The sequence below is a fragment of the Metapseudomonas boanensis genome, from assembly GCF_018704125.1.
GTDB lineage: Bacteria > Pseudomonadota > Gammaproteobacteria > Pseudomonadales > Pseudomonadaceae > Metapseudomonas > Metapseudomonas boanensis.
This window is the reverse complement of record NZ_JAGTIS010000008.1, coordinates 68512-90790: the sequence shown is the minus strand read 5'-3', so window position 1 is coordinate 90790 and position 22279 is coordinate 68512. Positions and strand designations below refer to the sequence as shown.

At 61.7% G+C, this 22279-nt stretch carries 24 protein-coding genes; 8 read left to right on the top strand and 16 right to left on the bottom strand.

Going from position 1 to position 22279, the window contains the following annotated elements; all coding sequences use genetic code 11:
* The first annotated feature begins 25 nt into the window (after positions 1-25).
* From J7302_RS15585 to J7302_RS15575, 3 genes are read left to right on the top strand one after another with little or no spacing between them, the layout of a single operon-like run.
* Positions 26-340 (top strand): helix-turn-helix domain-containing protein, encoded by a 315-nt coding sequence (locus J7302_RS15585; protein ID WP_215376574.1) that lies wholly within the window; start codon positions 26-28, stop codon positions 338-340.
* A complete protein-coding gene (locus J7302_RS15580; protein WP_215376571.1) occupies positions 337-702 on the top strand; it encodes a hypothetical protein in 366 nt (121 codons plus the stop codon). Before J7302_RS15585 ends, J7302_RS15580 begins: the two co-directional genes overlap by 4 nt.
* A complete protein-coding gene (locus J7302_RS15575; protein WP_215376569.1) occupies positions 702-1169 on the top strand; it encodes an SEL1-like repeat protein in 468 nt (155 codons plus the stop codon). Before J7302_RS15580 ends, J7302_RS15575 begins: the two co-directional genes overlap by 1 nt.
* Positions 1170-1178: 9 nt before the next feature.
* On the opposite strand, the gene J7302_RS15570 is transcribed toward J7302_RS15575, so the two are convergent.
* A complete protein-coding gene (locus tag J7302_RS15570) occupies positions 1179-2924 on the bottom strand; it encodes a bifunctional diguanylate cyclase/phosphodiesterase (protein WP_215376564.1) in 1746 nt (581 codons plus the stop codon).
* A gap of 82 nt (positions 2925-3006) precedes the next feature.
* The gene (locus J7302_RS15565) at positions 3007-5088 is read right to left on the bottom strand and encodes a carboxy terminal-processing peptidase (RefSeq protein ID WP_215376561.1); all 2082 of its coding nucleotides are present in this window, start codon (positions 5086-5088) and stop codon (positions 3007-3009) included.
* 127 nt (positions 5089-5215) lie between these two features.
* Here J7302_RS15565 and J7302_RS15560 point away from each other — a divergent pair, with 127 nt between their 5' ends.
* From J7302_RS15560 to J7302_RS15545, 4 genes are all read left to right on the top strand, one after another.
* The gene (locus tag J7302_RS15560; RefSeq protein WP_215376558.1) at positions 5216-6178 is read left to right on the top strand and encodes an NAD(P)H-quinone oxidoreductase; all 963 of its coding nucleotides are present in this window, start codon (positions 5216-5218) and stop codon (positions 6176-6178) included.
* 166 nt (positions 6179-6344) lie between these two features.
* On the top strand, positions 6345-6908 hold the full coding sequence (gene ahpC / locus J7302_RS15555) for an alkyl hydroperoxide reductase subunit C (RefSeq protein WP_215376555.1): 564 nt from the start codon (positions 6345-6347) through the stop codon (positions 6906-6908).
* Between the two features lie 278 nt (positions 6909-7186).
* The gene (gene ahpF, locus J7302_RS15550) at positions 7187-8743 is read left to right on the top strand and encodes an alkyl hydroperoxide reductase subunit F (protein ID WP_215376552.1); all 1557 of its coding nucleotides are present in this window, start codon (positions 7187-7189) and stop codon (positions 8741-8743) included.
* A 120-nt stretch (positions 8744-8863) separates the two neighbouring features.
* Positions 8864-9403: a hypothetical protein gene (locus tag J7302_RS15545; protein ID WP_215376549.1), complete on the top strand. Its 540-nt coding sequence runs from the start codon at positions 8864-8866 to the stop codon at positions 9401-9403.
* Positions 9404-9457: 54 nt separating this feature from the next.
* Here J7302_RS15545 and modA read toward each other — a convergent pair whose 3' ends face one another.
* The 7 genes from modA to J7302_RS15510 form a co-directional block, all read right to left on the bottom strand.
* Positions 9458-10213 carry a molybdate ABC transporter substrate-binding protein gene (gene modA, locus J7302_RS15540; protein WP_215376546.1) on the bottom strand — a complete coding sequence of 252 codons (756 nt, stop codon included), beginning with the start codon at positions 10211-10213 and terminating at the stop codon, positions 9458-9460.
* Positions 10214-10502: 289 nt separating this feature from the next.
* Positions 10503-11156 carry an HAD family hydrolase gene (locus tag J7302_RS15535; RefSeq protein ID WP_215376543.1) on the bottom strand — a complete coding sequence of 218 codons (654 nt, stop codon included), beginning with the start codon at positions 11154-11156 and terminating at the stop codon, positions 10503-10505.
* Complete coding sequence (locus tag J7302_RS15530) at positions 11156-12145, bottom strand: ABC transporter ATP-binding protein (protein WP_215376539.1); 990 nt, start codon at positions 12143-12145, stop codon at positions 11156-11158. The genes J7302_RS15535 and J7302_RS15530 overlap by 1 nt, the downstream gene beginning before the upstream one ends.
* The gene (locus J7302_RS15525; protein ID WP_215376536.1) at positions 12142-12939 is read right to left on the bottom strand and encodes an ABC transporter permease; all 798 of its coding nucleotides are present in this window, start codon (positions 12937-12939) and stop codon (positions 12142-12144) included. The genes J7302_RS15530 and J7302_RS15525 overlap by 4 nt, the downstream gene beginning before the upstream one ends.
* Positions 12926-13768 (bottom strand): ABC transporter permease, encoded by an 843-nt coding sequence (locus tag J7302_RS15520; RefSeq protein ID WP_215376533.1) that lies wholly within the window; start codon positions 13766-13768, stop codon positions 12926-12928. The genes J7302_RS15525 and J7302_RS15520 overlap by 14 nt, the downstream gene beginning before the upstream one ends.
* Positions 13765-14571 carry an alkaline phosphatase family protein gene (locus J7302_RS15515; protein WP_215376529.1) on the bottom strand — a complete coding sequence of 269 codons (807 nt, stop codon included), beginning with the start codon at positions 14569-14571 and terminating at the stop codon, positions 13765-13767. Before J7302_RS15515 ends, J7302_RS15520 begins: the two co-directional genes overlap by 4 nt.
* Positions 14572-14724: 153 nt before the next feature.
* Positions 14725-15783 (bottom strand): ABC transporter substrate-binding protein, encoded by a 1059-nt coding sequence (locus J7302_RS15510; RefSeq protein WP_215376525.1) that lies wholly within the window; start codon positions 15781-15783, stop codon positions 14725-14727.
* Positions 15784-16081: 298 nt separating this feature from the next.
* On the opposite strand from J7302_RS15510, the gene J7302_RS15505 reads away from it, so the two are divergent.
* Positions 16082-16795, top strand: a complete 714-nt coding sequence (locus J7302_RS15505) for a UTRA domain-containing protein (protein WP_215376521.1) — start codon at positions 16082-16084, stop codon at positions 16793-16795.
* A gap of 192 nt (positions 16796-16987) precedes the next feature.
* Here J7302_RS15505 and lpcA read toward each other — a convergent pair whose 3' ends face one another.
* The 7 genes from lpcA to minC form a co-directional block, all read right to left on the bottom strand.
* Positions 16988-17575: a D-sedoheptulose 7-phosphate isomerase gene (gene lpcA, locus J7302_RS15500; RefSeq protein WP_215376518.1), complete on the bottom strand. Its 588-nt coding sequence runs from the start codon at positions 17573-17575 to the stop codon at positions 16988-16990.
* A gap of 13 nt (positions 17576-17588) precedes the next feature.
* A complete protein-coding gene (locus J7302_RS15495) occupies positions 17589-18878 on the bottom strand; it encodes a M18 family aminopeptidase (protein ID WP_215376513.1) in 1290 nt (429 codons plus the stop codon).
* 121 nt (positions 18879-18999) lie between these two features.
* Positions 19000-19575 carry a class I SAM-dependent methyltransferase gene (locus tag J7302_RS15490; protein WP_215376509.1) on the bottom strand — a complete coding sequence of 192 codons (576 nt, stop codon included), beginning with the start codon at positions 19573-19575 and terminating at the stop codon, positions 19000-19002.
* A 44-nt stretch (positions 19576-19619) separates the two neighbouring features.
* Positions 19620-20255 (bottom strand): RluA family pseudouridine synthase, encoded by a 636-nt coding sequence (locus tag J7302_RS15485; RefSeq protein ID WP_215376506.1) that lies wholly within the window; start codon positions 20253-20255, stop codon positions 19620-19622.
* A gap of 58 nt (positions 20256-20313) precedes the next feature.
* On the bottom strand, positions 20314-20568 hold the full coding sequence (gene minE, locus J7302_RS15480) for a cell division topological specificity factor MinE (protein ID WP_120652640.1): 255 nt from the start codon (positions 20566-20568) through the stop codon (positions 20314-20316).
* Positions 20565-21380 carry a septum site-determining protein MinD gene (minD, locus tag J7302_RS15475; RefSeq protein ID WP_215376503.1) on the bottom strand — a complete coding sequence of 272 codons (816 nt, stop codon included), beginning with the start codon at positions 21378-21380 and terminating at the stop codon, positions 20565-20567. The genes minE and minD overlap by 4 nt, the downstream gene beginning before the upstream one ends.
* Positions 21381-21480: 100 nt before the next feature.
* Positions 21481-22230, bottom strand: coding sequence for a septum site-determining protein MinC (minC, locus tag J7302_RS15470; RefSeq protein WP_215376500.1), 750 nt, complete (start codon positions 22228-22230; stop codon positions 21481-21483).
* Positions 22231-22279 lie beyond the last annotated feature (49 nt).

Here is a 22279-nt window from a genome sequence, read left to right as displayed (position 1 = left end):
GCACTTTGTTCCACGGGGAGCTTCAATGAGTGTGCAAGTGATCATGCGTGACGGCCAAGCGGAGTACGCGGTATTGCCTTGGGCCGAGTATCAGGCGCTGCTGCGCGCCGCCGGTCAGGCCAGCGCAGACCCGGCCAACGAGACCAGCAAAACGGCGTTTGGCCAGTTGAAGTCGCTACGCGAGGCTCAGGGGCAGAGCCTTGAGGGATTGGCTCGTGCGGTTGGCATCAGCCCTCATTATCTGGGGCTCATCGAAAATGGTGAGCGTGAGCCTGATGAGGCGATCAAGCGCGCTCTGGCACGGGCCTTGGGAGTTTCCGGCTGGGAGTCCGGATCTTGAGCCTGCGTATAAGCCGCCAGCATTGGCAAGCGTTACTCGATGAACTGGAAGATGCGCGCCGCCAGCGCCACCTTCTGACTTACCGGGCCTTGATTGAGCGCTTGCAATTGCCCACCCCGGCGATGCAGACGCTTACGGCGGCCCTTGAGCACCTGGCGGCACTGGATGCCCGAGCGGAGCGACCATTGCGTAGCTCACTGGTGATCAGCCAGGGCGCCAGCCGCCTTCCTCGCACGGGCTTTTTCGAGTGTGTCGAGCGCCTTGGGCGTTTTGCCGGTCCGCCGGATGGGACGGCAGCCGCCTCATGGCATGCCGCTGAAGTAGTCCGGGTGTTCGAGTTCAGTTACCCAGAGGAGCACTGATGCTCTGGCGGCTGCGTGCGCGTATCGGTTACTTCGTGGCTCGGCGGATGTTGCGCTGGCCAACGCTGGTTGCCCAGCCTCGCGCGTGGCAGTGGATGCAAGGGCAGTTCGCCCGCATGGCGGCGATCGGCGACGTATCGGCCCAGAGCTTCTATGGCCACTTGCTGCTGCATCGCGGCCAAGGCTTCGGTGCCCGTGACGAAGGTATTCGTCTGCTGCGCCTGGCCGCTCAGGCGGGTGACGGCAAGTCTGCCTATCAGCTGGGCGTGCTCAGTCTTGCGGGGGATGCTCGCAATGCCCCTGATGCTGCGCAGGCGGCGCATTGGTGGAACCTCGCTGTGAATGCCAGGCACCCGCTGGCCGCCAGGCGTCTGGCTGACCTGTATCGTGAAGGCGGGCCGGGCCTGGCTGCTGATGTGGAGGCGGCCGAGCGCATGGCACGGCGTGCGGATGGGCTAGGTCTTTGACCCTTTCTCCTACAACGCCTCGATGATGTGCAGACTGTAGCCGGGCATAGCCTTGGCGTGGCGCTTGGCTTCTGACGCCAGGCTTGCGAGTTGGTCGGCATCTAGCCTCGAACAGGCTTCCGGTTTCAGCATTACAACACCGATGGACAGTGAAAGGAGAGGGTACTTTTCGCGCTGGCCTCGCCGGTCATGGGCAACAAAGCAGCCGGCCTGCAGGTGTTCGGCGCGATAGAAACGTCGGCACTGGCCTTGAAAGTCCTCGAGCAGGTAGTGGAGCCGCACGCGCCAGTCGTCCGAGCCCAAGACAAGCATGAAGTCGTCCCCGCCGATATGCCCAACGAAATCCCGAGCCGGATCGACACGTTCGCCGAGACACTGGGCCAGGCATAGCAGGACCTCATCGCCTCTGGCGTAGCCATAGAGGTCATTGAACGGCTTGAAGGCGTCGATATCCACATAGCACACCGCCGCCTGCCGGTCTTGCTGTAGCAGTCTGGTCAGGCAATGCTGGATCGGTACGTTTCCTGGTAGCAGGGTCAGGGGATTGGCGTGCCGAGCCTGCTGGATCTTCAGTTCGGTGATCAACTTGAGGACGTCGATCACGCGTCCCAGGCCTCGATAACGGCCTTCTTGGACGATGATGAAGTCTTCTTCGAGCCGTTGCCGGGCGCGGTTGGTGATCAGTCGGCTGACCTGCTGCAGCGATTGCCCCATCTCCACGGCGAGAAAATCGCTACTCATCAGCCGGCTGACCGGCTTGCGTGCGAAGAGGTCGGTGGCGAAGGGCTTGAGCAGAGCCTCCGAGAGCAGGTGACGGTGGACGACGCCTACCGGCTGCTGGCACGCATCCAGCACCGCCAGGGAATTGAGGTTGGGCTGGGCCCTGAAGGCTTCCAGGACATCGAGGATAGGTGTGTGTTCGGCTACCGCTGGTTGCTCGGTGAGTAGCGCTGCCAGGTCGCTGTCCACCCCACCCATGCAGGATCCAGTCTCCAGCAACGGCAGCAGGGCACGGGCATCGCGTAGCGGTTGTTCTTGCGGACGGCCCAGCAGGTAGCCTTGGACCAGGTCGATGCCCATTTCTGCCAGCACGGCCAGTTCTTCCGGCATTTCGATGCCTTCGGCGATCACCTGGGCCCGGGACGCCTTGGCCATCTTGAGGATGGACTCGACAAACTCGCGTTTCACCGCGTCCTGATGGATGCCATCGATGAAGTGGCGGTCGATCTTCACGTAGTCCGGGCGCAGTTCCGACCACAGACGCAGGCTGGAATAGCCAGCACCCAAGTCGTCGAGGGCAATGGAGAAGCCCATGGCGCGGTAATGGTGAAGCGCAGTATCGAGCAGGCCGAAATCCTCGGTCGGCGTTTGCTCTGTGAGTTCGATCACCACCTGGCTCGGCGGTATCCCGAAGGCTTGCAGCATCTTCAGTGTGCGCCCCGGCTGGTGCGCGGGGTCCAACAGGGATTCCGGCGACACATTGAGGAACAACAGGCCATCCAGCTTCAGTTCGTTGAACCGGGTGCAGGCTTTCAGTCGACAGGCCATCTCCAGTTCACTGAGCCGACCGGCATGGCGAGCGACGGCAAACAGCGTCACCGGAGGGTGCAGGGGGCTGTTGGAGGGGCCCCGGGTCAGCGCTTCATAGCCGATGATGCGGCGTTCGGAAAGCGAAAGGAGTGGTTGGAAAAGGGTGTACAAGTCGCCGTGAGCGAGGATCTGGCCCAGTGCGCTCAACTGCTCGGTGACGGTCATGCTGCATCTCGCGAAAAAGACAGGGGCCGCATCTGCGGCCCCTGGATTTCACGACAATTGCATGACGGCATTATGACATCGGTCAGTGCTTGGCCACCGCCGAGTTCAAGCCCAGGTAATCCAGCAGGATCTGCCCGGTTTCGGTCAGGTAGGCATCATCTTCCGGCTTGGTCTTTTCCTCCTCGACCGGGAGGGCGTCTTCATCCTCTGTCTTGAGTTCCTTCAGCAACTCTTCGCCCTTGGCCTTGCGGCGGGTATTTTCCATAGCCAGTTGCTGATTTTCGATGGACGTTTGCTCGGTTCGCCGCTTGGCCTCGTTGAGGCTCACGACCGTGTCGTTCATCAGCTTCTGTGCCAGCGCAAGCCGTTCGCGGCTGTAGACGAAGTCTGGGTTCTCCGCGGTACGCGCGTCATGGCGGGCCTTCAGTTCGGCAAGGAAAGGCTTGAAGGGGTCGAGTTCGGGCTTGATCGCCGGACGGATGCTGTCCCAGGGCATGGCCTCGGGCAGTGCGCTTTCGCCAATCTGCTTGGTATCGACCACGGCCGGGTACTCGATGTCCGGCAGCACGCCTTGATGCTGGGTGCTTTGGCCGGAAACGCGGTAGAACTTGGCAAGGGTCAGCTTGAGCTCGCCGTGATTGAGCGGCTGGATGGTCTGCACGGTGCCTTTGCCGAAGGTCTGGCCGCCGATGATCAGCGCTCGATGGTAGTCCTGCATGGCGCCAGCAAAGATCTCCGAGGCGGAGGCGGACAGGCGATTGACCAGTACCGCCATTGGACCGGTGTAGAACGCGCCGTTGCTTTCGTCAGCCAGTACGTCGACACGGCCGTCGCTGTTGCGGACCAGTACGGTCGGTCCCTGATCGATGAACAGCCCGGTCAGTTCGGTAGCTTCCTGCAGTGAGCCGCCACCGTTGTTGCGCAGGTCAATGACCACGCCGTCGACCTTCTCTTTCTGCAGTTCGTCGAGCAGCTTGCGGACGTCTCGGGTGGTGCTCTTGTATTCAGGATCGCCGGCGCGGAAGGCCTTGAAGTCGAGATAGAAGGCCGGTACCTCGATGACGCCGAGCTTGAAGGTGCGTCCTTCGTGATCAAGGTTGATGACCGATTTCTTGGCGGCCTGTTCCTCCAGCTTCACAGCTTCGCGAGTGATGGCCACGACCTTGCTGGTCTGGTCGTTCGGCGCATTGTTCGCCGGAATGACCTCAAGGCGGACTACCGAACCTTTCGGGCCACGGATCAGCTTGACTACCTCGTCCAGACGCCAACCGATGACGTCGACCATCTCGCCGCCACCCTGGGCAACGCCAACGATCTTGTCCGCCGGGGCGATCTGCTTGCTCTTCTCCGCCGGGCCGGCCGGCACCAGGCGTACGACCTTGACGTACTCGTTGTCGCTCTGCAGCACGGCACCTATGCCCTCAAGGGACAGGCTCATGTTGATGTCGAAGTTCTCCGCGTTATCCGGGGAGAGGTACTGGGTGTGCGGGTCGTAGGTCTGCGCGAAGGCATTGATATACGACTGGAACACATCTTCGCCGCGGGTCTGGTCGAGGCGTGACAGTTGGTTCTTGTAGCGCTTGATCAGCAGTTCCTGAATCGCCTTGGGCTCTTTCTTGGCGAGCTTCAAGCGCAGTACTTCATCCTTCACCCGTTTGCGCCAGAGGTCGTCGAGTGCCGCACGGTCCTTGGCCCAGGCCGCTTTCTCGCGGTCGGTCTCAAGGCTTTCGTCGACACTGAAGTCGATCTTGTCGACGCCATTGTCGAGCATCGCCAAGGCGAACTTGAGGCGCTCTTCGAGACGGTCGAGGTGCCGCTTGTAGATGATGAAGCCTGGCTCCAGGTCGCCGCTCTTGAGCAGGTCGTCGAAGCGCGTGCGCCACCGGTCGAATTCTGCGATATCGACTGCGGTGAAATACATCCGTGCCGGGTCGAGCAGCTTGAGGTAGCCCTCATAGATCTTTACCGAGCGCTCATCATTGAGCGGTGGCTTGTTGTAGTGGTGGCGCTTGAGCAGCTCGACCACATTGAGACTGGCGATCACCTGCTCGCGGTCGGGCTGCAGCGAGTCCCAACTGTTCGGGGTGGCTGTGGCGGCATGCAGCGGCAGGACACTGAAGCTGAAAGCCAGGGCAAACGCAGAGCTGATCAGGGAGCGCTTCATGCTGATTCGACGTCGGGACAGGTGATAACGCATATTAGGCCGTAAATGAGGGCGCCGGGTTCCATCGGCGCAATGCGAAAGCCAGGCAGAAATGCCGGGCCCGGTCAGGACTCACTATGGAGGCAGCGTGAAGGCATTGCAAGGCGTCAAAGGGCGTGTGGAGTGGGGGGAACGGGCCAGTCCGGCCTGTGATGTGGGGCAAGTGCGTATCCGTGTGGCCGCTGCAGGCCTCAATCGGGCGGACTTGCTGCAACGCGCGGGGCTTTACCCGCCGCCCCCGGGGGCCAGCGACATACTGGGCCTGGAGGCTTCCGGAGTGATCAGCGAGGTGGGTGCGGGCAGCGCCTGGCAGGTCGGCGACCGCGTCTGTTGTCTGCTGGCCGGCGGCGGCATGGCCGAGGACGTGGTGGTCGATGCGCGCCACGTACTGCCGGTGCCTGAGGGGCTATCGCTGGCCGAGGCGGCGGCGCTGCCGGAGGTCTACGCGACGGCGTGGCTCAACCTGTTCCAGCTGGCCGGGCTCAAGCCGGGCGAGAAGGTTCTGCTGCATGCTGGCGCCAGCGGGGTGGGTTCGGCAGCGATCCAGCTGTGCAAGGCGTTCGGCAACCCTTGCTGGGTCAGCGTGGGTTCGGCCGAGCGGCTGGCCTATTGCGAGGCTTTGGGTGCCCAAGGCGGCGCCCTGCGTGGGGAGGATCTGGAAAGTCTGCGCGATTTTGGTCCCTTCGACGTGATCCTGGACCCGGTCGGGGCGAACTATGCCGCGCTCAACCTCGAGCTGGCTGCAGTCGACGGTCGCTGGGTGAACATCGGCCTGATGGGAGGGCGCAAGGCGGAGCTTGATCTGGCCTTGTTGCTGGGCAAACGTGTGCAGTTGATCGGCTCCACCCTGCGCAGCCGCGACGAGCAATTCAAGGCCGGCCTGATCGCCGATCTGTGCCAGCACGTCTGGCCGCTGTTTGCCGAGGGACGCCTGTACCCACGCCTGGAGCGTGCCTTCCCGGTGAAGGACGCCGAGGCGGCCTTCGAGGCGCTGGCGAGCAACCAGGTGTCGGGTAAGCTGGTGCTGGTCGTCGACGAAAACCTCGTTTGACGTGCCAGCGAGGTGCCCCGTGCTGCTGAGTGCGGGGCATCTTGCCGGTTATTGAACATGTCATTGAGATGTTCAATCAATGTGATGGCTTCAATCAATATGATCTTTTTGGAATAACCCCATAGTCTTCGTCGGGTAAATTTTCCAACCCAACGAGGACGTTGCGATGTCTCTGATCAATACCGAAGTCAAACCGTTCAAAGCCACTGCCTACCACCAGGGCGAGTTCGTCGAGGTTTCCGAAGCCAACCTGAAGGGCAAGTGGTCCGTAGTCTTCTTCTACCCGGCTGACTTCACCTTCGTTTGCCCGACCGAACTGGGCGATCTGGCTGACAACTACGCTGAATTCCAGAAGCTGGGCGTGGAAATCTACGGCGTGTCCACTGACACCCACTTCACCCACAAGGCCTGGCACGACACTTCCGACACCATCGGCAAGATTCGCTACCCGCTGGTTGGCGACCCCACCTGGGTCCTGTCGAAAAACTTCGAGGTCCTGATCGAAGAAGCCGGTCTGGCTGATCGTGGCACCTTCGTGATCGACCCGGAAGGCAAGATCCAGATCGTCGAAATCAACGCTGGCGGCATTGGCCGTGATGCCCAGGAACTGCTGCGCAAGGTCAAGGCTGCCCAGTATGTAGCCGCCCACCCGGGTGAAGTCTGCCCGGCCAAGTGGAAGGAAGGCGAAGCCACTCTGGCTCCTTCCCTGGATCTGGTCGGCAAGATCTAAAGACGGTTGTGAAGCTGTTGCGCAGTGCTGAGGCTGCGTTGAAACAAGGCTCGGGCTGCTCATTTACAGCTCGTAAACTCCGCACCCTCGCCTTGTTTCGCCTTGCCTGAGCGCTTGCTCACGACGCTTCACAATCCGTTTTGTCGACTCGATAGTCCCGGCGGCGGTTGCCGTCCGCTCTGCATCAAAGCCCCTCGCTTCGGTAGGGCGGATGATCTTTATCCACCGAGGGGCACCTGTACCCGCAAGACCTATGCCCGCACGAAAGGAAATCGCACATGTTGGACGCCAATCTTAAAACCCAGTTGAAGGCCTATCTCGACAAGGTCACCCAGCCGTTCGAGATCGTCGCGTCCCTCGATGACAGCGACAAATCCCGTGAGCTGCTCGTGCTTTTGCAAGACATAGTCGGCCTGACCGACAAGATCACACTCAAGACCGATGGCAGTGAGGCCCGTCGGCCGTCGTTCTCGCTGAATCGCCCCGGTGCCGATATTGCGCTACGCTTTGCCGGCATCCCCATGGGGCACGAATTCACCTCGCTGGTTCTGGCTCTGCTGCAGGTCGGCGGCCATCCGTCCAAGCTCGCAAGCGACTTAATCGAGCAGGTCAAGGCCATCAAGGGCGAGTTCAATTTCGAAACCTATTTCTCGCTGTCCTGCCAGAATTGCCCGGATGTGGTGCAGGCACTGAACCTGATGGCGGTGCTGAACCCGAAAATTCGCCACGTCGCCATCGACGGTGCGCTGTTCCAGGAGGAGGTCAACGAGCGCCAGATCATGTCGGTGCCGAGCATCTACCTGAATGGTGAACTGTTCGCCCAAGGTCGAATGGGCGTCGAGGAAATCCTCGCCAAGATCGACACCGGCGCCGCTGCTCGCGATGCCGAGAAGCTCAATGCCAAGGCCGCCTTCGACGTGCTGGTGATTGGCGGCGGTCCCGCAGGCGCATCGGCAGCCATCTATGCCGCACGCAAAGGCATTCGCACCGGTGTGGCGGCCGAGCGCTTCGGTGGCCAGGTGCTGGACACCATGGCCATCGAGAACTTCATCTCGGTCCAGGAAACCGAGGGCCCGAAACTGGCCCGCGCCCTGGAAGAGCACGTGAAGCAGTACGAAGTCGACATCATGAACCTGCAGCGCGCCAGCGGGCTGATTCCCGCCAAGGGCGAGGGCGAACTGCATGAAGTGCGCTTCGAGAGCGGCGCTTCGCTGAAGGCCAAGACGGTGATTCTTTCGACCGGGGCCCGCTGGCGTGAGATGAACGTGCCCGGCGAGCAGGAATATCGTGGCCGTGGTGTGGCCTATTGCCCGCACTGCGATGGCCCGTTGTTCAAGGGTAAGCGCGTGGCGGTGATCGGCGGTGGTAACTCGGGTGTCGAGGCGGCCATCGACCTGGCTGGCATCGTCGCCCATGTGACCCTTATCGAATTTGACGACAAGCTGCGTGCCGATGCCGTGTTGCAGAAGAAGCTGGGCAGCCTGCCCAACGTCACCGTCATCAGGAGCGCGCTGACCACCGAGGTGAAAGGCGACGGCCAGAAGGTCACCGGCCTGGCCTACAAGGACCGCACGACCGATCAGCTGCGGATCGTGGATCTGGAAGGTATCTTCGTGCAGATCGGCCTGCTGCCCAACAGCGAGTGGCTCAAGGGCGTCGTGGAGTTGTCGCCGCGTGGCGAAATCATCGTCGACGCCAAGGGCCAGACCAATATCCATGGCGTATTTGCCGCAGGCGACGTGACTACCGTTCCGTACAAGCAAATTGTCATTGCGGTGGGTGAGGGGGCCAAGGCTTCGCTGAGCGCCTTCGATCATCTGATCCGTACGACCTGATTGTTCAGCGTGGTGTGCTGAAGTATGCGGATGGTCCGAAAGGGCCATCCGTTTTTTTATATCTGTCCACTTTCCCTATATCCTTCGCCCCTCCGAACTTTCCGCTACAGGGCACCTCTCGTGAAACAGCAACTCATTGAATTGATCACTGCAATCAGCTCCGGCTGCATGAGCGAGGAGGACATCAATCGCGTTGCCGACGAGGCAGCTCAGGCCTATGCCGATCCAGACGCCTTCCTCGCGGCTAACCCGGACATCAACTACGACGATACCTTCCCTATTCCGCTGGGTGAATGGGTCGTGGTGGGCAGCCTTCCGGAAACCGTGCTGTTCCAGGCCGACACTTATGACGAGCTGTTCCAGCAGGTGGTGGACTCCTTTGGGCCGAGCGTGAGTTTTGTGCTCCAGCCCAAGCAACTGGCCAAGGTCGAACCACTCAAGGCCCTCAACCGGATCCAGGTCCAGCTCGCCAGTCTTTATCCAGAGAAGGGTGGCTATGTGCTGGTGGACTTCAGCGAGGCGCTGGATAACGCCCTTCAGTGTGTGCTGGTCTACCGGAGCGACCTGACCAAGGTGATGGAGCTGGCCGTGGAAGTAAGCATCTACGCCGCTCCATCCTTCGAGGCTTTGAAGGCCGAGCTGGAAGGCGACGAGGAGTAAGTCCCCTCTCCTTCTGTGAGAGGGGGCGGGGAGCAGAGGTCTACCCCTCGATCGTTACAGCTGATAGCCGAAGGACCTGATCAACTCCGCGGCCTTCGGCCCCTTCAAGTAATCCATCAGCGCCTTCGCTGCCGGGTTACCCTTGCCCCTGTTGAGAATCAGTGCGTCCTGGCGGATCGGCTCATGCATGTCCGCCGGTACGATCCAGGCGGAGCCCTGGGTCAGCTTTCCATCCTTGTAGACCTGAGAGAGGGCGACAAAGCCCAACTCGGCATTGCCGCTGGAAATGAATTGCAGAGCCTGGGTGATGTTCTGGCCTTCCACCAGCTTGGGTGCAACTGCCTGGGTCAGTCCCAGCTTTTCCAGCACCTGGGTTGCCGCCAGGCCATAGGGTGCGGTCTTCGGGTTGGCAATGGACAGGTGCTTGAACTGGCCGTTCTTCAGCACCTCGCCCTTGGCATCCACATAACCCGCCTGCGCTGACCAGAGCACCAATGTGCCGATGGCGTACGTGAAACGTGAGCCGGGCACACTGTCTCCCTCCTGCTCTAACTTGGCCGGTGTGTTGTCGTCGGCTGACAGGAACACCTCGAAAGGCGCCCCGTTCTTGATCTGGGTGTAGAGCTGACCGGTGGCGCCAGAGGCGATCACCAGCTTGTGGCCGGTGTCTTGCTCGAACTCCTTGGCGATGGCCTGCATGGGGGCGGTGAAGTTGGCGGCGACGGCCACCTGGACTTCTTCGGCTGAGGCGGTTCCGACGGCGAAAAGGGCGCAGAGGAGGGCAAGAGGGCGCGCAAAGCAGTGACCCATGGACAGACTCCTTGTTATTGGATAGCGAATAAGCCAGGGGGGGGGGGGCAGGATTTCGCTATATACAAAACGATATAGCGGTGAATGGCAAGCGTCACCTACGGGTCTGATCAGAATCGAACGGATGGATTGTGGGCAGGCCACTGGCATACCCAGGCAGGACTGGCTCCTCTCTCCCTTTGGGAGAGGGGCCGGGGGTGTGGGATGTTGAGCCCAGCTCGGTAACTCGGGCGGAGTTGCGGTCTAGTTCGCGAGTGAATTCGCTTCTGTTGAGGGGGTATGGATGGCCTCAGCGCCAGCTCAGCACCGGCCAGCCTGCTTCCTCTGCGTGGGCTCGCAGGGTCGGATCCGGATTGACCACGCGGGGGTGAGGGACCCGGGTCAGCAGCGGCAGGTCGTTGCGCGAGTCAGAGTAGAAGTGGGCACCGTCCAGACTTTCGCCATGTTCCTCCAGCCAGGCCTGCAGGCGTGTCACCTTGCCGTCGCGGTAGGTGAGCACACCGCGCGTACGGCCGCTATAGCAGCCGTGCTGTTCCTCCAGTTCGATCGCCAGGACCTCTTCAACTCCCAGGCGTCCGGCGATGGCGCTGACCAGGAAATGTGCAGAGGCGGAGATGATCAGCAGGCGGTCGCCATCCTCCCGGTGCCGGGCCAGGCAGCGTGTGGCATCGGAATGGATCAGTGGTTCGATCACGTCTTCAACGAAGGGGCCGACGACGAACTCCACTTCTTCGGCGGTGCGCCCCACCAGTGGTGTCAGGCTGAAGGCCATGTAGTCTTCCATCGCCAGCTTGCCTTCAGCGTAGAGCGCCATGAGTTCGGTGTCCTTGCGCACGAAGGATTCGCCGTCGACCCAACCCAGATTGGCCATATGCTGGCTCCATAGGCTCGCGCAGTCGCCGTCGATCAGGGTGTCGTCAAGGTCGAAGATTGCCAGGGCCATCAGGCCACCTCCCGAATTGCATGGTCGTCGATACGCAGGCCGATGCGTTGGCCTTTGCGGTGCAGATCATCGGCGGATCGATTGAGAACGTCCACCACCAGTTCTACACCCCGGGCCGAAACGCGATAGCGGATGACATTGCCCAGCAGGCTGTGGCTGCGTACTTCCGCCTCTATACCACCTTCATGGCTGATGACGATGGCTTCCGGACGGATTGCGATGCGCCCATTGACCGGGCGAGCCAGCAGGCGGCTGGCGCTGTCGGCATCGAGCAGGTTGTAGTTGCCGATGAATCCGGCGGCGAAGGCATCCACTGGTGCGGTGTAGAGGGTTTCCGCGTCGCCGCTCTGGACGATGCGCCCAGCGTTCATCAGGAAGATGCGGTCGGAGAGGGTCAGCGCCTCTTCCTGATCGTGGGTAACGAAGATGGTGGTCAGTCCCAGTTCCTGCTGGATATGGCGGATCTGCTCGCGCAAGTGCTTGCGGATACGCGCATCCAGTGCCGACAACGGTTCGTCGAGCAGCAGCAGGCGTGGGCGGGTGACCAGTGAGCGAGCCAGTGCCACGCGCTGGCACTGGCCGCCTGAAAGTTGATGGGGGTAGCGATCGGCGAAGTCGGTCAACTCCACCATGGCCAGGACTTCGTCGGCGCGGCGTTTACTGTCGGCGGAGGAAACCTTCTGCATACGCAGGCCGAAGGCGACGTTCTGCTGCACCGTCATGTTAGGGAACAGCGCGTAGCTCTGGAACACCATGCCGATGCCGCGCTTCTGCGGCGACAGCGGAACCAGGTCCTGGCCATCCAGGAAGATTTGCCCGCCGTTGACCTCGGTGAGTCCGGCGATGCAGCGCAACAGGGTGGACTTGCCGCAACCTGAGGGCCCGAGCAGGGTGACGAACTCGCCCTTGCTGATTTCGCAATGGATGTCGCTGAAGATGGAGGTCTGGCCGTAGCTTTTATGCAGACCGCGAATGGAAAGGAAACTCATGCCTTGTCCTTGTTCAAGCGGTTGGCTGCCCAGGTGAACAGCAGCACGAAAAAGAAATAGGAGATCACCAGCGCGCTGTTGAAGTGGCCGCTGCTGTTGCGCATGTTGTTCAGGTAAACCTGCAGCGTTTCGTAGCGCGTGCCCACCAGCAGGTTGGCGAAGACGAACTCGCCGAACAGGAAGGAGAACGACAGGAACAGCGACACCATAAGGCCATTGCGCAGGTTCGGCAGCACCACCAGGAAGGCTGCCTTCCAGGTGCTGGCGCCCAGTAGCTGAGCGGCGTCCATCAGGTCACGCAGGTTGATCGCCTGCAGGTTGTTGGTAATGGCGCGATACATGAAGGGCAGGGCGACAGTGAAGTAGCAGCCAATCAGGATCCAGGGCGTGCCGACCATCGCCAGGGGGCCGGAGCCGTAGACTTGGAGCAGCCCCACGGAAGACACCACCGGCGGCACGGCGAAGGGCAGCAGGATCAGGATGTTCATCAGTCCGTCGAGCTTGGGGAAGTGGTAGTTCACCACGAACAATAGCGGCAGGATCAGCACCACCGACAGCAGCAATGCGCCAAAACACACCAGCAGCGATTGGCCGAAGGCGCTGAGGAAACGCGCATCGCTCCACAGCGCGAGGTACCACTTGAAGGTCAGGCCGTCCGGCAACAGGGTCGCTGACCAACTGGTGGACAGCGAGTAGAGCAGGGTGCCGAGCAGTGGCAGCAACAGGATCAGGAACAGCAGGTAGACCACCACGCGATGGTAGAGGCCGCCACTGCGAAGTTCAGCGCGCGACATGGTAGCTCCTCTTCAGCAGCCACTGGTGCACCACGGTAATCAGCACCATCAGCCCCACCAGCACCATCGCCAGCGCGCTGGCCATGTTCGGGTCGAGAAAGATATCGCCGGCGACCATGGCGGCGATACGGATGGTCAGCACATTGAAGTTGCCGGTAGTCAGGGCGTAGACCGTGGCGTAGGCGCCCAGAGCATTGGCCAGCAGGATGATGAAGGTTCCCAGCAGCGCAGGCGTCAGCACTGGCAAGCCGATGAAACGCCAGAATTGCCAGGTTCCGGCGCCCAGCAGCTCGGCAGATTCACGCCAGTCTTCGCGCAGCGCATCGAATGCCGGGTAGAGCAGCAACACTCCGAGGGGAATCTGAAAATAGGTATAGAGCACGATCAGGCCGGTCTTGGAGTAGAGGTTGAAGTCCTCGATCAGGCCCGATTGCTTGAGCAGGATGGTCAGTGCGCCGTTGAAACCGAGCAGGATGATGAAGGCGAAGGCCAGCGGCACCCCGGCGAAGTTGCTTGTCATGTTGGAAAAGGCCATGACGAAGTCGCGCAATTTCGACTCCACCTTGCGCAGCGAATAGCTGCCGATCACTGCGATGACGATGCCGATCAGGCTCGACCAGAAGGCAATCTGCAGGCTGTGCTTGATCGCCTGAAGGTAAAACTTCGAGCTGAATACCTTGACGAAATTGCCCAGTCCCCAGCCGTCTGCAGTGTTCAGGCTGTGGATGGCCACCCAGGCCAGGGGCGCGATCTGGAAGGCGAAGAAGAACAGGGCAAAGGGCAGCAGACAGAGCGCGGCCAGCCACTTGCCCCGATTGGTGGAGTTCACAGCAGCAGCTCCCGGCAGATGGGTTTGTCGTGGGGTATGCCGAGCAGCTCGCAGATGGTGCCGCACAGCTCCACTTGCCTGGGTTGTGCCGTGGCATCCAGGCTGAACGCCGAACCGAGGACGAACAGCGGCACTTCACGCTCCTCGGGCAACAGGCCGTTGTGCGTGCGGTCGTCGTTCATGCCGTGGTCGGCGGTGACCAGCACCTGGTAACCGGCGCCCAGCCAGCGCTGCAGGTACTCGGCCAGGAGGATATCGGCGACCCGCGCGCTGTTGCGGTACTGCGGTGTGTTCAGGCCGTGCTTGTGGCCGGCGTCGTCGATGTTCATCGGGTGTACCAGCAGGAAGTCCGGCGAATGCCGCACGCGCAGGCTCTCGGCATCGGCGAAAAGGTGCGAATCCGGGTAATGGTCCGCGTAGTAGAAATGGCCGTGCTGGATCGGCAGATCCGGCGCCTCGGTGTGGCGGTCGCGGGCGGCGTTGAACGGCGAACGGTTATACAACTCGCTGACCCAGTGGTACGCGGCTGCCGCGGTGGTGCGACCTGCCTCGGCGGCGTAGTGGAAGACGCTGCGCTGCGTCGAAAGCCGCGAGACATTGTTGTGGACGATGCCGCTCTCGATCGGCGGTACGCCGGTGAGGATGCATTCGTACAGCGGACGGGACAGCGCCGGCAGCTCGCATTCGAGCTTGTAAAGTGCAGCGCGTCCAGCGGAACAGTAAGCCTGCAAGTGGCCCAGCGCATGCCGGGCAACCTCGTAGTTCAGGCCATCCAGCAACACCAGGATGACTTTCTGGTTCATTTAATCAACCTCAGAAGTTGTTCAAGCTCTGAGCGAGCGCAGCTCAGGCAAGGCGAACACGGGCGGGGAAGCAGGGTTTACGTCTGTAAATGAGCATTCCGAGCCCGTGTTCAACACGGCTTGAGCACGCGCAGCCAGAGATTGGGCGACTTCTTATTCCATCTCGATGATCACGTGCTCTTGCCAAAGCTGCGGCAGCGCCTTGGAGGTGTTCTCCCAGGCCTTGGCATCCTTGATCGGCTGGACCTTGGCGTACTGCTCGTTAGGCAGCAGCTTGGCCTGGACCTCGGCCGGCAGCTTCAGGTGCTCGGCGCGGATCGGCCGGGCATTGCCCTTGGCCAGATTGATCTGTCCGGCGTCGCTGAAGATGTACTCGCGGGCCAGCTTGGCGGCGTTGGGGTTCTTCGCGTACTTGTTGATGATGGTGGTATAGCCGGAGATCACTGAACCGTCGGAGGGAATCAGCACCTCGAAGCGGCTGGGGTCGATCTGGTCGCGGTAGGAAAGGCCGTTGAAATCCCAGACGATGCCCACCTCCACCTCGCCCTTCTCCAGGGTCTGGATGGTCGGGTTGGACAGCGACAGGCGGCCTTGCTTGGCGATATCGGCGAAGAAGTCCAGGCCAGGCTGGATGTTTTGCTCGTTACCGCCATTGGCGATGGCGGCGGCCAGCACGCCATTGACGGCCTGGGCAGCAGCGCTGACGTCGCCGATGGACACCTTGTACTTGCCGTTCTTCAGCTCGGCCCAGGATTTCGGTGCTTCTTTCACCAACTGCTTGTTCACGATGAAGGCGATGGAGCCGGTGTAGGCCAGCATCCAGTGGCCGTCCGCGTCCTTCGCCCAGTCAGGGATCTGGGCCCAGGTGCTGGGTTTGTAAGGTTGGGTCACGCCCTGCTGAACGGCGATGGGGCCGAAGGCCGCGCCAACATCGCCGATGTCTGCGGTGGCATTGTCCTTCTCGGCGGCGAACTTGGCGATTTCCTGGGCTGAGCTCATGTCGGTGTCGATGTGCTTCAGGCCGTAGAGCTTGGCGAGGTCCGCCCAAGTGTCCTTCCAGTTGGCCCAGCTGTCGGGCATGCCTACGCTGTTGACGGCACCTTCCTGGCGCGCGGCTTGTTCAAGACTCTTCAGATCTGCATCGCTTGCCATGGCCTGGGTCCCCAGGGCGATGGCCGTTCCCATCAGTGAAGCCAGCAACAGGCGTTTCATGTGAAGCTCCTTAGCAGGTTTTGAGGTTGGTCTAGATCAGCAAGACCCAGGCCAAATCTAAAAGCCGTGGATGACGGTTTGATGGCAGTGTCGCCACCCGATTCGGCAAGTGCAGACGATAGAAAAGCGTAGACCATGGCCCGACAGGCGGTATGCGGGTGTCGCTGTCAGCCATGGCATGGCGCGTGCAGGTGGGCTGACTGTCATCCCGCAGTCATCTAGGCTGCCTAGGATGGCCGGCAATACCGGTTCTCATGCACCTCGATGGTGCTGGTCTATTCCAGATTGGAGTTTTTCGATGCGCGACGAGGCACCCCGCCCCCTGACCGCCATCTGCAATGCCCTGCAGGAGCAGATTGCCCATGGACTGCTGCCGCAGGGCGGCAAGCTGCCGGCTGAGCGCAAGCTGAGTGAGCTATTCGACACCACCCGCATCACGCTGCGTGAGGCGCTGGGGCAGTTGGAAGCGCAGGGACTGATCTACCGCGAGGAGCGCCGTGGCTGGTTCGTTTCACCGCCGCGCCTGGCGTACAACCCCCTGATCCGCAGCCACTTCCACGCCATGGTGGCGGAACAGGGGCGAGTCCCCGCCACGGAAGTGCTGGGGGCTCGGTTGATTCCGGCCAGTGTGGAAATCTGCGAACTGCTGGAGTTGCCGGCGTTGTCCAGCGTTTATCAGATCCGTCGAGCGCGGCGGGTGGACGGTCGTTTGGTCCTCTACGTCGAGCATTACCTCAACCCGGCCTATTTTCCGGGGATCATCGACTTCGACCTGACTCAATCACTGACTGACCTTTACTCCAGCGAGTACGGGATTCATTACGGACGTGTGCGGTTCGACATGGTGCCGACTGCACTGCACCCGGAAGCCGCTGCGCCATTGAAGGTTTCAGCCGGTAGCCCGGCGCTACGCATTACCCGAATCAACCGTGACCAGCACGGCCGGCTGATCGATTGCGATCTGGAGTACTGGCGGCACGATGCCATCCATGTGAGCGTCGAGGTGGCGTAGGGCGGTTGGCCAACCTCGGGTCAGCTTGGTGAGGGAATCCGCTCCTGCAGGCACAGCACAAAGGCTCGGCTCCGCACGAAATCCCCCTCTCCCTTAGAGGGTTGAGGTGAGGGATGCTGTGCCTGGCTCGGTGTCTAGAGGGGCAGACCTGTGGTCTGCTTGGCGAAAGAATTCGCCCCCACAAGGAAATCTCTAGAGATAGTTCTGCGGACTGAGCTTGCGCTCGATCAGTTCGATCAGGATATGCAGCACCTTGATGTGCAACTCCTGCACGCGGTCGGCGTAGTCGCCGCCGGGGGCGCAGATGCACACGTCGGCCAGCGCTTCCAGCACCGAGCCGGGTTTTCCGGTCAGGGCTACGACCTTGACGCCCAGGCCTCGCGCCGCTTCCGCGGCTTTCACCACGTTGGGGCTCTTGCCGCTGGTGCTGATGGCGATCAGCACATCACCCGCGCGTCCGTGGGACTCAATGTAGCGAGAGAAGATGTGGTCGTAGCCGAAATCGTTGGCGACGCAGCTGATGTGGCTGGCGTCGCTGATGGAGACGGCGGCGATGCCGGGGCGGTTCTTGCGGTAGCGGCCGGTCAGCTCCTCGGCGAAATGCATGGCATCGCACATCGAGCCACCGTTACCGCAGGAAAATGCCTTGCCCTTGTTCTCGAAACTCTCGACCAGCAACTGCGCCGCACGCTCGACGTTCCGCAGGGCGTCTTCGTTGGCGATGAAGTTGTCCAGAGCGGCCCTGGCTTCCTCCAGGCTGTTGCGGATATGGCTGAGCATGCGGGCGTCCTTTTCAGGGCAGGTCGTGGCTGGAATAGAAGGCGGTCAGGACCTTCACCAGGTGAGCCAGGTCATGGCTGCCAGCGAGCTCGCGAATCGAGTGCATGGCAAAGGTCGGCAGGCCGATATCGACGGTCCGGATGCCAAGCTGGCTAGCGGTGATGGGGCCGATGGTCGAGCCGCAGCCCATGTCGCTGCGGGTGACGAAGCTCTGCACCGGTACTTCGTTTTCCAGGCACAGGTGGCGGAAGAAGCCAGCGGTCTCGCTGTTGGTGGCGTAGCGCTGGTTGCTGTTGACCTTGATCACCGGCCCGGCATTCAGCTTGGGACCATGGTTGCCGTCGTGCTTGTCGGCGTAGTTGGGGTGTACGCCGTGGGCGTTGTCGGCCGAGACCAGCAGCGAGCGCTGGACGATGCGGACGAAGGCATCGCCCTCGGGCAGCAGGCGGCGCAGCACTTGCTCCAGCATCGGACCGTCGGCGCCGCAGGCGGAGCAGGAGCCGACTTCTTCGTGGTCGGTGCAAACCAATACGCAACTTTCATCGGCCTCCGCGGCCAGCAGGGCCTGCAGGCCTGCGTAGCAGGACAGCAGGTTATCCAGACGGGCGCCGGCAATGAAGTCGCTTCCCAGACCAATTACCGCGGCGCTCTGCGTGTCGTAGAGGCTCAGTTCGAAATCCAGCACGGCATCCGCGACGACACCGTGTTCCAAGGTCAGCTGCTCGGCGAGCAGGTCACGGAAGTCGCGGGTTTCGCCGGCGGCGAGCTGGGCCAGGATCGGTGGCAGCTCGGTCTGGGCGTTGATCGGCCAGCCCTGGTTGGCATCCCGGTTGAGGTGGATAGCCAGGTTCGGGATCACCGCGATAGGCGTTTGGAAGTCGATCAGTTGGCTTTCCACCATGCCCGCGGCGCGGTAGGTGACACGTCCGGCCAGTGACAGATCACGGTCGAACCAGGGGGCCAGCAAGGCGCCGCCGTAGACTTCGACACCCAATTGCCAGAAGCCTTGCTTGTGCAGTTCGGGGTTCGGCTTGACTCGCAGGCAGGGGCTGTCAGTGTGCGCACCGACCAGGCGCAGGCCGCCTTCGAGGACGGAGCGTTTGCCCAGCTTCACAGCAATCAGCGAGGAGTCATTGCGGGTGATGTAATAACGGCCACCACTTTCGACGCGCCAAGCCTCACGTTCGTCGAGACGCACGTAGCCGGCGGCCTCGAGGCGCTGGGCCAGGCTGCGAGTGGCGTGGAACGGGGTGGGCGAGGCCTTGAGGAAATCGATCAGGCCTTGGTTCAACTCTTCGCGCATTAGGGGACTCCGGACAGCAGTGGCCGGAGTTTATCCCATCGGGCTTGGGTAATAGGAGGGCAACGGGCGGTGAATTTTCGCTAAGGGCTTGATAGGTCAGGCATGATTCGGCTCGCTTCGCCTATTTGCTGCGCGCCACCACCGAAAACAGGTGCCAATGCTTGTTTCGACCCTTGGCGGTGACACCATCCTCTTCCTTTTCCTCCAGCATCATTACTTCCCAGTCCGCCAGCAGGTGTTCGAGTTGCTGGCGGCGCAGGATGGTGATGCCGTTGTTGGCCCAGTCGTCCCGCTCGCCGAGCAGGTGGCCGGCAAACAGCCCGCCCTCGGCCAGGGCCCGACGAATGGCTTGCCACAGGTCGGGAAAGGCAGCTGGTGGGCAGAGCGGCAGGGCAAAGCTGGCGTTGATCAGGTCGGCGGCCGGCAGTGGCAGCGCCTCGAAGCGGCAGCAGAGGCTCTGCAGCCTGGAGCGATGCTGGTCGTCGAGCTGTGCTTCGAGGCGTGCCAGTGCCTCCGCTTCGGCGTCCACGGCCAGGACGTGCCAGCCGCGCCGGAGCAGTTCGAGGGTATCGCGGCCGGCACCACAGCCTAGGTCCAGAGCGTATCCCGGAGGTCCGTCCCAGAGCTCCAGGGCAGTCAGCAGTGTATAGCGGGGCGGCTGTCCCTGGGTCGCGTGGTAGTAATCGCTGAAGCTCATGCACGGCTTCCTCGGAAGGACGGTGCTTTTCTTCTCAGCCTAGGTCAGAACGGCGCCGGGCATTCGAAGCGCAGGCGGTCACCCGTCTGCGGGTGCGTCAGACACAACAGGCTGGCATGCAGGCACAGTCGCTCGTGGGCGGCCAGGGCTTCGGGGTTGGCGTAGAGGCGGTCGCCAAGCAGGGGATGGCCGATGGACAGCATGTGTACGCGCAACTGATGCGAGCGACCGGTGATCGGGGTCAGTTCGACGCGGCTGTAATGCCCGCAACGTTCGACCACCCGCCAGAAGGTCAGGGCATGGCGGCCATGCTCGAAGTCTACGACATGGCGCGGTTTGGTTGGCGGGTCGTACCGCAGGGGGAGCTCGATGCGCCCGCTGTCGAGCTCCGGCTCGCCCCAGCACAGTGCGGTGTAGGCTTTCTCCGTCTCGCGGTCATGGAACTGGCGGGACAGTTCGCGATGGCTGTCAGCGTCGCGAGCCAGCACGATGAGGCCGGAGGTTTCCCAGTCCAGGCGGTGGACGATGCGCGCCTCCGGGTAGCCGTTTTCCTGCAGACGGGTAATCAGGCAGTCCTTGTTGTCATCGGCGCGCCCGGGCACCGAAAGGAGCAGCGTGGGTTTGTTGACTACCAGCAGGGCGTCGTCCTGATGGACGAACTCGATTTGGGAAAGCGGCATTGACGGTATCCAAAAACGCCGACGGCGGCCGAAGCCGCCGCCGTCAATTCCTGCAGGATCAACGATCAGGCAGGGTGATGTTCAGCTCGAGAATGGAGCAGCTGCCCTGGTTCTCCAGCATGACCTGGACTTGTTCCTGATCGATGTTGACGTACTTGCGTATCACATCCACCAGATCCTTCTGCAGGGCAGGCAGGTAGTCCGGCTGGCTGCGCTGACCACGTTCGTGGGCAACGATGATCTGGAGTCGTTCCTTAGCGATCGAAGCGCTGTTCTGCTTCTTCCGCTCGCGAAAGAAGTCGAAAATGTTCATTCACGGCCTCCAAACAGGCGTTGTAAGAATCCTTTCTTCTGCACGTCGAGGAAACGATGGGGCAGTTCCTTGCCGAGCAGACGATCGACGGCATCGCTGTACGCCTGGCCGGCGTCACTCTGATCGTCGAGAATGACCGGAACGCCCTGGTTGGAGGCTTTGAGCACCGCCTGGGATTCCGGGATGACACCGAGCAGGTTGATGGCGAGGATTTCCTCGACGTCTTCGACCCCGAGCATCTCGCCCTTGGTCACGCGCTCTGGGTTGTAACGGGTCAGCAGCAAGCGCTCCTTGATTGGATCCTCGCCCTGTTCGGCACGGCGCGACTTGCTGGCCAACAGGCCGAGCATACGGTCCGAGTCACGGACGGAGGAGACTTCCGGGTTGGTCACGACGATCGCCTCATCGGCGTAGTACATGGCCAGGTGGGCGCCTTTCTCGATACCGGCTGGCGAGTCGCAAACCACGTATTCGAAGTTCTGGGAGAGCTCGGCGATGACCTTGCCGACGCCTTCGAGGGTCAGGGCGTCCTTGTCGCGGGTCTGGCTGGCAGCCAGGACGTAAAGGTTCTCAAGGCGCTTGTCCTTGATCAGGGCCTGGGTGAGGGTGGCTTCGCCATTGATGACGTTCACGAAGTCATACACCACGCGACGTTCGCAACCCATGATCAGGTCCAGATTACGCAGGCCGACGTCGAAGTCGACGATGACGGTCTTGTGACCGCGCAGAGCGAGACCGGTACCTAAGGCGGCGCTGGTGGTGGTTTTACCCACTCCACCCTTGCCGGACGTGACAACGAGGATCTTGGCCAAGGTGATTCACCCCAAAAAAATAAGAAAATCGGGAACTTAATGGCCGATTTCGGCCGCCTGGATTCCCTTTCAGGTCCCTGAAAATTCGCGGCAGTATCCGTTAAAGACGGGTGATGTTCAACACGTCACCCGACAGGCTGACTTGTACTTGTTGACCCCAGAGCGGGTCGCGTCGGAGGTCCTCCGCGACCTTGTACTGACCGGCCACCGAAACCAGTTCGGCGGCCAGTTGCTGACAGAAGATACGCGCTTTGGCATCGCCTTTGATACCCGCCAGCGCACGACCGCGCATCGGGCCGTAAACATGGATGTTGCCATCGGCGAGAAGTTCCGCCCCCGGGCTGACTGCCGCCAGCACCACCAGGTCGCCGCCAGGTGCATAGATCTGCTGGCCGCCACGAACCGGGGTGGTGATGACGCGGGTTGGCTGGACGGTAGGCTCCGGCGGCTTTTCCACCGGCTTTTCCACTTTTTTCCTGGCCGTGGGTTCAACTGGGTCGATGGGACGTTCGCGGGCGCCGGAGGGCGGCAGCACCGGGATATCCAGGGCATCGGCGGCGGCGATGTGCTCGGCGCGGCTGGCGCGCACGGCGAGGGTGCGCAGACCGTGACGGCGGCAGACATCCAGCAGGGCCGGGAGGTCAAGCGCGAGCGCTCCGTCCGGCAGCTTGTCCAGGGCCATTACCAGGGGGGTGTTCTGGAAGAAATTCGGGGCCTGGGCGACTTTTTCGTCCAGTTGCCGATCCAGGCGTTCGAGGTCGTAGTGGGCCAGTTCCATCACGGTGATGGCGAGCATGCTGCCCTTGAGCTGGAACACTGGGTCTTGGTCGAGAAGGTCGGCTTGGCTCATGGTTTGCCTGCAGTCTTGAATGGCGAGGACTTATAGCGAGATCAACCGG